This window comes from Methylomonas aurea (assembly GCF_024505045.1).
In the GTDB taxonomy this organism is placed as follows: Bacteria; Pseudomonadota; Gammaproteobacteria; order Methylococcales; family Methylomonadaceae; genus Methylomonas; species Methylomonas aurea.
Map to the genome: position 1 here is coordinate 1 of NZ_JANIBM010000063.1, position 11,647 is coordinate 11,647.

An 11,647-nucleotide genomic window follows, 5' to 3' on the forward strand; every position below is an offset into this window, starting at 1 on the left:
CCTCGAACGCCATGCCGCCGGTGATCGAACCGTCGCCGATGATCGCCACCATCTTCTTGTCCTCGCCGCGCAACTGCGACGCGATCGCCATGCCCAAGGCCGCACTGATCGACGTCGAGGAATGGCCAACGCCAAACGCGTCGTACTCGCTCTCGTCGCGCGACGGAAATGCCGACACCCCGCCCAGCGTGCGAATCGTCGTCATCCGATCCTTGCGCCCGGTCAGAATCTTGTGCGGATAGGCCTGATGGCCCACATCCCACACCAACTGGTCCACCGGCGTATCGAACACATAATGCAACGCCACGGTCAGTTCCACCGTACCCAGGCCCGCGGCGAAATGGCCGCCGGAAATGCTGACGGTATGCGTCAGATAAGAACGCACCTCATCGGCCAACTGCGGCAGTTGCTCTTTCTTCAGGGCGCGTATGTCGGTCGGGCCGGCGATGGTGTTCAGCAGAGGAAATTCTTGAGTCTGTTTCATATCAGTACAGGGGTTCGCGGTAGAACATCAGAATCACGCCGATTTGGAACAACGCGAAAACTGAGATGAATCCGGCAATATTCTTGCCGGGTGCGTCCAGTTTGAGTTCCAGCCAGCGGCCGCAGGCCAGAATCAGCGCAAACACGCCCATCAGGGTGTGGCCGACTTGAATCAGGAACGCGGTTTTAGCTTCGAAGCCGACGTGCGAGTGCGCCAGCAGCATCATGCCGCCGAAAGCCGACATCAGCGGGAATAAATAAGGCAGAACGCCGGGATCGGCTTTGACGCGAGCGCGGGTCTCGTAAAGGCCCAGCATGAATACCAAAAAGGTGGCGATCCGGTGTTGCAGAATTTCGCCGTTGTTGAAGGTACTGTCCCAAAAACCGATCGGACCCAAAGGCCAGCTCTCGGCGTCGGAACGGAAGAACAGGAATATGCCGAGTCCCATGAAGCCGACCGGCCAATAACGCGCCCAACGGTGAAAACGCTCGGAATACGACAACATCGCGAAGAAACTCATCACGGTCAGGAAGATGCCCGAGATATTGTGGTTGTAGTCCGACCAGGCAGTAGCGGCTTCCGACGGAATCTGGCCAACGATGGCGGTTCTGCCGGCTTCGCCGGCGATTAGCGCTTCGTGGGTCGGCGACTCCCAGCGCGGGATGCGCGGATGGAACATGTTCAACACTTCTTCCCAGGTTGCGGTCAGGTGCGGGATGTCGACCGACGGCGGTTGCGAAGCCAGGCTGGCGGCGGTGAACAGAATGGTCAGCAGTATCAGCGTTTCCGCTTCGATGTAGTAAGGCACGCGCACGGTCAGCGCGTAAAGGCTGCGGCTGGCGAAATACTCTTGTACCGCTTGGCGGTTGATCCAGGCAAAACCCAAGGCCAAGCCCATCATCATGATCTTGACCATCAACAGGTTGCCGTAACCGGCACCGATGAAGCCCTGGAAGGTGCGGATGTAGTACCAGGCTAGCGGCGTTCCGGTTACCAGCAACAACGCGACCGCACCGATGCCGACGGCCGAGAAGCGCTTGAGCAACAGTGGCCAAAGTTCTTCGGCAATCGCGTTTTGTTTTTTCAGGCCCCACAACGCCAGAATTTGGAAAATGCCGCCCACCCAGGCCGCTGCCGCAATCTGATGGCTCACGGTCAATGTCATCAGCAAACCGCGGTCCTCCAGGCGGCTGGCGCCGTGCACCAACCAGGCCGCGGCCATGACTAGCGGAATCACAATCGCCGTGGCCACCAGCCAATGAGTTTTCGAGCGCAGATTGGCTTTTAGCGCTTGTTTGATGAACAGGTACAAAGCGAAAGCGAAAGTGGCCCGCGCCAGGCCGGCGTTGAACTGCACGGTATTAAAAAAAGCCGGAAACGGCGATTTGCCAAGGGTAGCGGCCATCAGCCAGATTTTCAGGCCGATTTTCGAGAGTTGGGTGATAACCAATGCCTTGCTGCCGAAATGGATCAGATTGACGGTTTTCTGCAGCAAGGCGCTGTTGTAATTGGCATTTTCATCCCACGGCCGCAGGACGAACAGACCCCAAAGCAAACCGCCGATGGTGATCGAGTAAAACGTCAGATCGACGCCGCCGATCAGCGAGTCGAGATAATTAGCTATACCTTCCATATCCGGTTATTTGGGTTCTTTGACGAAAAAGCGCAGCAGGTCTTCGCTAAGATGACCGTCTGCAGCAAAAATTTTTAATTTGATGGCGTATTCGCCCGGGGCCAGGGCCGGTAAATCCAGCAATACCTGGCCGGGCTTGGCCCCCGGAGCGGCGGCGATGGGGGTCATCACGTCGCCGGCGCTGACCAGAAACACTTCCGACAGGTCGAGTTCCACTTTGGAGTTGAACGACAGTTCCACTTGGCTAGCCTGATTGACCGGCACCGGTTTTAGTTTCAGCGAATTGTGGGTGACTACGGCGTGGCCGAAGGCGGTTTGGCTGGCGGCCAAAGTTAACATCAATAAAATCCTGGCTATAAAACGCATGCTGATCTCCTTATTTTTTGTTTTTCAAAGCGTGGCCGGCCAGGTTTTTGCCTAGCGTCCAGATCGAACCGGTGACGTTGTGAGTGTCAGCGATGGTTTTTTCGACCGATCCGACGATCCAGTCGCGGTCTTTTTCGGTCAGGATCAGCGGCGGCAGGAATTTGACCACGTTCATGCCGTGGCCGGCGACTTGCGCCAACACCCGGTGCTCCTTGAACAGTGGAATCAGGATCATTTGGCAGAACAGGCCTTTGTTGGCGGCCTCCAGCATCGCCCAGGCGGCTTTCAGGCCTAAGCTTTTCGGAGCATGGAATTCGATGGCGATCATCGAGCCCTTGCCGCGGGCTTCTTTCAAAAATTCGTATTTCGGCACCATCGCGTTGACGGCGGCGATAATCTCGTTACCGATCTTGGCGCTGTTTTCGACTAACTTTTCGGAGTGGACCACATGCAGGCTGGCCAGGCCGGCCGCCATTGCCATATTGTTTTTGGAGAAGGTAGAGCCGTGGACCACGGCGCGGTCCATCCGGTTGAATACCGTATCCATGATTTTGCTGGTCATCGCTACGCCGCCCACCGGGACGAAACCGCCGGACAAGGCTTTCGCCATCAGAATCATGTCGGGTTTAACGCCCCAATGTTCGATGGCCCAGAACTTGCCGGTGCGGCCGATGCCGGTCTGGATCTCGTCGGCGACGAACAGCGTGCCGTATTTTTTACACAGGCGTTCGACTTCCGGCAGATAGTTGTCGTCGGGGACGTTGACGCCTTTACCTTGGATAGGCTCGACGATGAAGGCGGCCACGTCCTTGCCGCTCAGTGCATTTTCCAGGGCTTCGAGATCGTTGAACGGCACCGAACCGGTGTCCGGTAGCAGCGGTCCGAAGCCTTCGCGGAAAATGTGCTCGCCGGTTAGCGACAGCGAGCCCATGGTCAGGCCGTGGTAACTGTGTTCGCAATGCAGAATCCGGGAACGTTTGGTGGTATAGCGGGCGAACTTGATCGCCGCTTCCACGGCTTCGGTGCCGGAGTTGCAGAAAAACATTTTTTCCAGATTGTCCGGGCAGGTCGCCAGAATTTCCTTCGCCAGCAGGCCGCTGAGCAAGGACACGTCCATTTGCACCAGATTCGGCAATTCCATGGTCAGCGTTTCCTGCAAGGCGCTGACGATGGTCGGATGGTTGCGGCCCATCGCGAACACGCCGAATCCGCTAAGCAAATCGAGGTATTCGTTGCCGTTCTCGTCGTAGAGATACTGGCCGAGCGCGCGTTTGTAGTTGCGGTCGTAACCGATAGTCCGCAACACCCGCACCATCTGGTTATTCAGATGCTGCTCGTGCAGCTCGAATTTCTCCGAGAAATGTTGATTGAAGAGTTCGGCAATGCTAAAGGACATGTAATACCTCGTAAGTGGTTAACGCCATGAGGGCGAAGAGGTCCGCTGTTCTTCGACCGCGTTGGCGCTGGAGTCTGATGCTAAATCTGCGTGATTTCGTTTATCTGCCGGGCGGCGGTCTTCAGGGAGGTTTGCGCCGCGCGGAAATGTATGCCCAAGCGGACCAAGCCGCCCAGTTCCCAAGGGTGGGTCATTAGAAATGCAAGCAAGCGACCCAATTTCACTTGGCCGTTTGCGTCCAGCGCCTGAACTACCGCTTGCGGCAGATTCATCGCTGCCGGATCGGCGACGGCACGGACCACTAAAAACGGCAGCTCGGTACTCGCTGCGACTCGGCCGATCGCCGCGCTTTCCATATCCAGGGCCGCAGCGCCGGTCTGTTCGAACAGTGTCCGTTTTTCCGCGCTTTGGTCGACGATCCCGTTACTCTCCAGCAAGGCCCCGGCACTTACGGCTTGTTGTGACGCCAGCAGATTTGCCACTCGTTCCCGCCAGGCCGGAGCAGTAGTTAGATCTTGCTGATCGTTGCCGCGAACGCGTTCGGGCAGGACCAAATCGCCCGGCCGCAGAACCGGCGCCAATGCCCCCGCGCAACCCCAACTGATCAGACGCTTGGCTCCTTGCTGGACAAGCCGGTTGGCGGCTTTCTCGGCATTGGCCGGCCCGGCGCCGGAGTAAATCAAAATTATACCGTCGCCAATTGCATGGGACTCGCCCAGGACCAACTTACGCCGGGTCAGCGTGCTCAGTTCTTCGGGTAGGGCGACGACGATTCCGCAACTCACGTTAGTGTTTGTTCAATTCGTTACGGTATCTGGCTAGCGCCCACAACGGGAAGAATTTGTCGTAACCGTGGTATTTCAAATAGAACACGCGCGGGAAACCCGGTGCGGTAAAGCAGGGGTCGTTCCAAACGCCGTCGGCTTGCTGGGAACGCAACAAAAACTCGATACCGGCTTTGACTTCCTTGCTGTGTACTTCGCCGGCGGCAATCAGTCCCAACACTGCCCATGCGGTTTGAAAGGCGGTGCTGAAATGGTAACGGCCGCGATATTTCCGGTCGTCGTGGTAGCTCAGATTGTCTTCGCCCCAGCCGCCGTCCTCGCGCTGCACGCTTTTCAGCCAAGCAGCCGCTTTGACGTACATTGGGTCGGTTTTCGGCAGATCCGTTTGCTCCAGACCCAACAAAGCGGACCAAGTGCCATAGATGTAGTTGGTGCCCCAGCGGCCGAACCATGAGCCGTCGGCTTCCTGTTCGCTACGGACATATTCGATGGTGCGTTGCAGAGCCGGGCGATACTCTTCGTGGCCTTTGGCGACGCGGGCCATCAGCATCGCGCAGCGGGCGCTGACGTCGACGGTTGGCGGGTCGAGCAGGGCGCCGTGGTCGGCGAACGGAATTTCGTTCAGGTAGTAATAGGTGTTGTCGACATCGAATGCACCGTAACCGCCGTTCTTGGATTGCATACCGACGATCCAGCGGGTAGCGCGGTGGATGGATTCGTCCAAGCCGTCTTGTTCGGACTCGGCCATCGCGAAACCGACGATCGCAGTGTCGTCGACATCGGGATAATGCGGGTTGGCGAATTGAAACGCCCAGCCGCCGCCGGCCAAGTCAGGTTTGCTGACGCGCCAGTCGCCCGGTTCGTCGGACAGTTGCACGCTTTTCAGCCAGTCGTTGGCTTTCGCCAGTTGCAGTGCGTTACCGCGCTTGTCGGCTTCGATCAGCGCCATGCTGGCCAAGGCGGTATCCCAGACCGGCGACAGGCAAGGCTGGCAATACGCTTCGTCTTCCTTAATCACCAATAGCTTGTCGATGGATTTGCGGGCGATTGCGACATTCGGATGGTCGTGCGGCATACCGAGCAGCAGCATGGCCTCGTAGGCGTTGACCATGGCCGGAAAGATGCCGCCCAAGCCGTCTTCGCCGTTCAAACGCTCGGTAAACCAAGTCAAGGCCTTGTCTATCGCGCGCTTACGCATGCTTTGCGGAATCAACGGTTCGGTCACGCGGCCCAGTTTGTCCAGCGCGAGAAAGCATTTATTCAACAGAGTACGCTCGGGAAAATAATGCTTTTCTTCGTCCGGATGCACGACGAACAATTCCAGGATGTCGACATTATGCGGATTCTTGGCTTTGGCTTTCAGTGTGCACAGAATGAACAGCGGAACCATCACGGTGCGCGACCAGTAAGAAACTTTATCCAAGTGGAACGGAAACCAGCTGGGAAACAGCATGATTTCGACCGGAATGTAGGGTACGCCGCGCCAAGGCAACTGCTCGAATATTGCCAGCGCGATCCGGGTGAAGACGTTGGCGCGCGCCGCGCCGCCTTGGCTCAAGATCCACTCCCGCAGTCGCGCCATATGCGGTGCGTCGATCGGATCACCGGCCATCTTCAAGGCGTAATACACCTTGACGCTGCAGCTAATGTCGCCCGGGCCGCCGGTGAACAGCGGATAGCTGCCGTCCGGATTTTGCCGGCTACGCAGATAAACCGCGATCTTGGCTTGTAAAGCTGAGTCGATGTCGTCCAGGTAATGCATCATCATGATGTATTCGGACGGAATGGTGCAGTCGGCTTCGAGTTCGAATACCCAATAGCCGGCCGGATTCTGCAAGCCGAGCAGTTTCGCCTGCGCTCGGTCGATCGCGGCTTGGATTTTGCCCGGGCTGATGGCAGCCGCCGAGCTGTGTTGGGAAAAGTCGTGATTGCTGGTCTCTACAGGGGCTTCAGTAAACATGGCGATTCCTTATGGTCCAGTGTGAGATACGGGTGAATACTGCCAGTCAGGGGTTTTTAAACCGCTACTGGTGAGATTGAAAAGCAGTGACAGCAGCCAGTTGCTGCGTGCCGATAATTTGCTGGCGACAATCGTGGCCTTGACGCTGTTGCGGCTGATCTTGACCTGGTTGGATTCGTTGAAGTCCAGGTGCTGTTTGATCTTTTTCAAGGTCAACACCGCCATGCCCAGCGCCCACAGGCAGAAATTGCGGATGCCGGTCTCGTGGCTGGGCAATAATTGGGTGTAGGTCAGGGCGTTTTGCAAATGGCCGTGGGCGATACCGATCAGGCGTTCCAGGCCTTTGCGGAATCGTTCGTCGTTGGTGGTCGGCTTAAGATCGGCCAGACTGAAGCCGGTTTCGTCGAAAATGTCTTGAGGCAGCCAACACACGCCGCGCTTGGCGTCGTCCCAGATATCTTTCAGGATGTTGGTCATTTGCAGGCCTTGGCCGAACGATACCGACAGTCTTAGTAATTCGTCGCGGTGAGCTGCGATTTCCGGGGAATAGTGGCAGAACAATTTGGCCAACATTTCGCCGACGCAGCCGGCGACGTAGTAGCAATAGTCGTCCATGTCCTTCATGGTTTTCAGGCCGGCGTGCAGGTCCAGCGCCTGGTAAACCGGCATGCCGCTGGCCATGGTTTCCACGCAGCAGGCCAGAGCTTCGATTTGCGGAGCCGACAGGGTATGGGTGATGGCAATGACCCTGGGGATCAGGCGGATCAGGCTGTGTTCGGCCGGAATGGTTTGCGCGGATAGCAAAGGTGCCAATTCGTCGGCAAACGCCTCTGCTCCGCACCCGGTTTTGACGATTTCGATGAAGCTGTCGCAAAAGCGTTTTTTCTGCAGCGGGCTGAGGGAAACCTCATCTTCGATAGTGTCGACGATTCTACACAGCAGGTAGGCATTGGCCACGGCTGGGTAGAGCGCTTCCGGCAGCTGAGGAATAGTCAGTGCAAAGGTACGCGACACGCCTTCGAGCAGCACGGCTTGAAGTTCGTGGTCGGATAGCTGTTTCAGCAATTCCGGGTTATCGATGGGTGGGTGAAATCCGTTCATTTACTTTTTAGTCTAACTATCGGTAGCGGCAATGATAGACTGTTTGTTGGGGTTTTGCAAAGTGATGTTGCGTTAAGGCAAATTTAACGGTATCGGGTTTGGGTTTTTTGATTTTGATTCTGGATTATTGTGCTTTTGTTCTGATTTAGAAGGAAATTTTTGTGGCTAATAGTTTGGAGTGGTTGGGATTTAACGGGGCGCAATTGTCGTTTTGAGATGCGCCGCTAAAGCGCGTTGTTGTTTTTTGCGTATTTCGACTGGAGTGCAGTGTGAAAAAGTAGTATTCTTACCACATCTAGTTGTGTGCCTGCATGTCTGCTTAGTCTGGTGGTGGCGAGCCGGGGCGCGCTTGTTATAAATAATGGCTCGAGTGATGTTGTTTTTATGTAACAGTCGCGGAGCTGCAAGTCTTGATCGTTTTTGGAGAATAATGCCGTGAGTGTTCCTTTACGTCAGCAATTGGCTGTGGGTAGTTATCTAATTAAGCAAAAAATCAAAGGAGTCAAGAAGTATCCGTTGGTTTTGATGCTGGAGCCTTTGTTCAGATGTAATCTGGCTTGTGCCGGTTGCGGAAAGATCGATTACCCTGACGATATTTTGGATAAGCGCCTGTCAGTGCAGGAGTGCCTGGACGCGGTGGATGAATGCGGTGCGCCGATGGTATCGATTCCGGGCGGCGAGCCTTTGATCCATAAAGAGATGCCGCAAATTGTCGAAGGCATCATCGCCAGAAAGAAATTCGTCTATTTGTGCACCAACGCATTGTTGTTGAGAAAACGTATCAACGATTACAAGCCTTCGCCTTATCTGACGTTTTCCGTGCATCTGGACGGCTTGAAGGATCGCCACGATGCATCGGTCTGCCAAGAAGGTGTGTTTGATATCGCGGTAGAAGCAATCAAATTGGCGTTGAGCAAAGGTTTTCGGGTCACGATCAACTGCACGCTGTTTCAAGGGGAGACGCCGGAAGAAGTCGCCGAGTTTCTGGATTATGCGATGGAACTTGGCGTGGAAGGCGTGACGATCGCTCCTGGCTTCAGTTACGAAAGAGCTCCGCGCCAAGACGTGTTCATCAAAGGGCTGGAAGTTAAAAACCTGTTTCGCGGTATTTTCAAGATCGGCAAGACCCGCAAGTGGAAATTGAACCACTCCTCGCTGTATCTGGATTTTCTGGCCGGCAACCAAAATTACGATTGTACGCCGTGGGGCAATCCGACTCGTAACGTATTCGGATGGCAAAAACCCTGCTACTTGTTGGCCGACGAAGGTAATGCGTCATCCTTCCAAGAGTTGCTGGATTCGACGCCTTGGGACAAATACGGTACCGTCAAGAATCCGAAATGCGCGAATTGCATGGCCCATTGCGGTTACGAAGCCACTGCGGTTGAAGACACATTGGCAAATCCGCTGAAGGCGTTGCTTGCTAAAATTCGTGGACCGAAAACCTCGGGGGATATGTTGCCGGAAAAGCAACCGGAGTTCGTGATGACTTACAAAAAAAGCTCGATTTCGGAAATTCCGGTCAAAGTCGAGTCCTAAAATGCCTGCTCTAAAGATGAGGTTTCGATAACGTTATGTTCAACAGACTGTATTGCGTACTGAGCTTGCTGGTGTTGCTGATATTTTCTCCGCTGGTGTCGGCGGAGGAACAGACGGCTAGGCAGGTGGTCGAAGAGTTTCAAAACGAATTGCTGGCGATTATGAAGCAAGGCAAGGCGCTGGGATTCAGCGGCCGTTACGACAAGCTGGATGTGTTGGTCAAGAAGAGCCACGATTTGCCGAAGATCGCCCGTATCGTGGTCGGCAAGCAATGGGAGGAATTGACTCCGGAACAGCAGGAAAAATTGGAAACGGTGTTCAGCCGGCTCAGCGTTTCCGCCTACGCTCATAATTTCAAAGATTTTTCCGGGGAATCGTTCAATTTCGTTTCTGAAGAAGAGACCGGGCGCGGCGGTGTGGTGATTCACACCAATTTGGTGATTCCGGGCGAGAAAGACGTCAAATTCGATTACATGATGAAGAAAAAGGACGATGGCTGGCGAATTATCAATATAATAGCGGATGGTGTCAGCGATTTGGCCTTGAAGCGGTCGGAATATACCAGCGTTTTAAGCCGGGAAGGTTTCGACGCATTGATCGCCAAAATCAACGAAAAAATAGAAAGTTACGCGAAACAATAGTTTGCCAGGAATTGTGAGTAATGTTTAACCCCTGTAATCAAGGTAAATGCCAGGTCGGCCTGGCGTGGGCTATGCTGTTCTCCGGCGCCTTATCGGTCGGCGGTTGCGCCAGCACCGAGCCGAAAGATCTAGGAACTACCAATATTGCTGCGCCCAAAACCAGTCCGGTCGATCCGTACGAGGGTTTCAACAGGTCGATGTATAGTTTCAACATGGGCTTGGATAAGTATTTGTTGAAGCCGGTAGCCGACGGTTACAAATTCATTACTCCGGACTTCATGGAGACCGGAGTGACAAATTTTTTCACCAATTTGAAGGGTATCAACGTCGTTTTGAACGACTTCCTGCAAGGTAAAGTCAGCCAGGGTGCATCCGATACCGGCCGGTTTCTGACCAACTCGACCATCGGTTTGTTGGGTTTGTTCGATGTTGCCAGCGATTTGGGTATGCAAAGCAACGTCGAGGATTTCGGCCAGACCCTGGCGGTTTGGGGGGTTGACCAAGGTGCTTATCTGGTATTGCCCATTTTGGGTCCCACCACAGTTCGCGACGGTTCAGCCAGTATTCTCGACCGGGCGGCAAACCCGAGTACTTATGTGCCGGGCACCGGTATTGTCGAGGGCATCAACGATAGGGCCAATGCCGAAGGTGCTTTGAACTTCATCGACGAGGCGGCATTGGATCCGTATGTGTTTACCCGCGAATCATTTTTGCAATACCGGCAGAATCTAGTCAACGACGGCAAACACTCCGCCGAAACTTACGATATCGATGTCGATTCGGCGATAGAAGATGAAACCAGTCCGGCGAAGCCGGCAAAGGCGATGGACAAGTCCAATCGCCCCGCTGGAACGAGTTCCGTAGGTCCTCAATCCAGTCTGAAATCTGCTACCGATAGTGTCGCGACCAAAGCGGACGCTTTCGACAATATGTCGCAGTCGTTCGAAAAGGCTGAGTCCCAGTTCGAACAGGCTGCGGCGAAGATGGATGAACTTAGCAGTAAAAAAAAACTGCGGCGTAAACGCCGCTGATTTTGTCTAGAGACGCACGGAGGCGTCTTCTGTTCCTGTTATCAGTAATGCAACAGGGAATGCACCTCGTAGCCTGCCAGTTTCTCTCTTCCCGCCAAAAAATCCAACTCTACGACAAAAGCGCAGGCCACGACTTCGGCGCCTAGCTTTTCTATCAATTCGCAACTGGCTTTGGCCGTGCCGCCGGTAGCCAGCAAGTCGTCGATCAAAAGCACTTTATCATTGCTGTCGACGGCGTCGATATGGACTTCCAGTTCGGCCGAGCCGTATTCCAGGTCGTAAGACACGCTCTGTACGTCATAAGGCAATTTGCCGGGTTTGCGTAGCGGTATGAACGGGATGCCAAGCTCCCAAGCAACTAGAGAGCCGAAAATGAAACCTCTGGCCTCCATGCCGGCCACCGCGGTAATGTCGCGGCCCAGGAATGGGTGCAGCAATTGGTGTACCGACAAACGCAACGTGGCCGGGTCTTTGACCAGCGGCGTGATGTCTTTGAAGATAATGCCGGGTTTCGGAAAATCGGGAATATCGCGGATTTTATTGCGTAAACGATCCATTTATCACCTCGTTATCATGCGCAAAAAGCTTCAATCTGCTGGCGGATGCCGTTGGCATCGAGCCCGCACAGGCTGAGCAATTCCTCGCGTGAACCCTGCTCGACGAAGCGGTCGGGCAGGCCGATATTCAGCACCGGCATCAGAATCTTTTGCT

11 protein-coding genes are annotated in these 11,647 nt (G+C 54.8%); 3 read left to right on the plus strand and 8 right to left on the minus strand.

Annotation, left to right across the window (positions count from 1 at the left end; genetic code table 11):
* From NP603_RS21315 to NP603_RS21345, 7 genes are all read right to left on the minus strand, one after another.
* Positions 1 to 484, minus strand: a 484-nt coding sequence (locus NP603_RS21315) for a 1-deoxy-D-xylulose-5-phosphate synthase N-terminal domain-containing protein (RefSeq protein WP_305891515.1), incomplete at its 3' end; no start/stop codon positions are given.
* Position 485: 1 nt separating this feature from the next.
* Positions 486 to 2,117, minus strand: a complete 1,632-nt coding sequence (locus tag NP603_RS21320; RefSeq protein WP_256612880.1) for a CopD family protein — start codon at positions 2,115 to 2,117, stop codon at positions 486 to 488.
* Between the two features lie 6 nt (positions 2,118 to 2,123).
* Positions 2,124 to 2,483, minus strand: a complete 360-nt coding sequence (locus tag NP603_RS21325; RefSeq protein ID WP_256612881.1) for a copper resistance CopC family protein — start codon at positions 2,481 to 2,483, stop codon at positions 2,124 to 2,126.
* Positions 2,484 to 2,493: 10 nt separating this feature from the next.
* Positions 2,494 to 3,879, minus strand: a complete 1,386-nt coding sequence (locus NP603_RS21330) for an aspartate aminotransferase family protein (protein ID WP_256612882.1) — start codon at positions 3,877 to 3,879, stop codon at positions 2,494 to 2,496.
* 80 nt (positions 3,880 to 3,959) lie between these two features.
* A complete protein-coding gene (locus tag NP603_RS21335) occupies positions 3,960 to 4,664 on the minus strand; it encodes a phosphorylase family protein (RefSeq protein ID WP_256612883.1) in 705 nt (234 codons plus the stop codon).
* 1 nt (position 4,665) lies between these two features.
* Positions 4,666 to 6,624: a squalene--hopene cyclase gene (gene shc, locus NP603_RS21340; protein ID WP_256612884.1), complete on the minus strand. Its 1,959-nt coding sequence runs from the start codon at positions 6,622 to 6,624 to the stop codon at positions 4,666 to 4,668.
* A 9-nt stretch (positions 6,625 to 6,633) separates the two neighbouring features.
* Positions 6,634 to 7,725 carry a phytoene/squalene synthase family protein gene (locus NP603_RS21345; RefSeq protein ID WP_256612885.1) on the minus strand — a complete coding sequence of 364 codons (1,092 nt, stop codon included), beginning with the start codon at positions 7,723 to 7,725 and terminating at the stop codon, positions 6,634 to 6,636.
* 435 nt (positions 7,726 to 8,160) lie between these two features.
* On the opposite strand from NP603_RS21345, the gene hpnH reads away from it, so the two are divergent.
* From hpnH to NP603_RS21360, 3 genes are read left to right on the plus strand one after another with little or no spacing between them, the layout of a single operon-like run.
* On the plus strand, positions 8,161 to 9,264 hold the full coding sequence (gene hpnH / locus NP603_RS21350) for an adenosyl-hopene transferase HpnH (RefSeq protein WP_256612886.1): 1,104 nt from the start codon (positions 8,161 to 8,163) through the stop codon (positions 9,262 to 9,264).
* Between the two features lie 35 nt (positions 9,265 to 9,299).
* Positions 9,300 to 9,905 carry an ABC transporter substrate-binding protein gene (locus tag NP603_RS21355; RefSeq protein ID WP_256612887.1) on the plus strand — a complete coding sequence of 202 codons (606 nt, stop codon included), beginning with the start codon at positions 9,300 to 9,302 and terminating at the stop codon, positions 9,903 to 9,905.
* A gap of 20 nt (positions 9,906 to 9,925) precedes the next feature.
* Positions 9,926 to 10,936 (plus strand): MlaA family lipoprotein, encoded by a 1,011-nt coding sequence (locus tag NP603_RS21360; RefSeq protein ID WP_256612888.1) that lies wholly within the window; start codon positions 9,926 to 9,928, stop codon positions 10,934 to 10,936.
* Positions 10,937 to 10,977: 41 nt separating this feature from the next.
* Here NP603_RS21360 and NP603_RS21365 read toward each other — a convergent pair whose 3' ends face one another.
* Positions 10,978 to 11,493 carry an adenine phosphoribosyltransferase gene (locus NP603_RS21365; protein ID WP_256612889.1) on the minus strand — a complete coding sequence of 172 codons (516 nt, stop codon included), beginning with the start codon at positions 11,491 to 11,493 and terminating at the stop codon, positions 10,978 to 10,980.
* Positions 11,494 to 11,647 lie beyond the last annotated feature (154 nt).

Excerpts from the sequence above, each read along its gene's own strand:
- NP603_RS21345 (WP_256612885.1), bottom strand. The coding sequence starts at position 7,725 with ATGAACGGATTTCACCCACCCATCGATAACCCGGAATTGCTGAAACAG.
- NP603_RS21330 (WP_256612882.1), bottom strand. The coding sequence starts at position 3,879 with ATGTCCTTTAGCATTGCCGAACTCTTCAATCAACATTTCTCGGAGAAA.
- NP603_RS21360 (WP_256612888.1), top strand. The coding sequence starts at position 9,926 with ATGTTTAACCCCTGTAATCAAGGTAAATGCCAGGTCGGCCTGGCGTGG.
- NP603_RS21325 (WP_256612881.1), bottom strand. The coding sequence starts at position 2,483 with ATGCGTTTTATAGCCAGGATTTTATTGATGTTAACTTTGGCCGCCAGC.
- NP603_RS21365 (WP_256612889.1), bottom strand. The coding sequence starts at position 11,493 with ATGGATCGTTTACGCAATAAAATCCGCGATATTCCCGATTTTCCGAAA.
- NP603_RS21355 (WP_256612887.1), top strand. The coding sequence starts at position 9,300 with ATGTTCAACAGACTGTATTGCGTACTGAGCTTGCTGGTGTTGCTGATA.
- NP603_RS21320 (WP_256612880.1), bottom strand. The coding sequence starts at position 2,117 with ATGGAAGGTATAGCTAATTATCTCGACTCGCTGATCGGCGGCGTCGAT.
- shc (WP_256612884.1), bottom strand. The coding sequence starts at position 6,624 with ATGTTTACTGAAGCCCCTGTAGAGACCAGCAATCACGACTTTTCCCAA.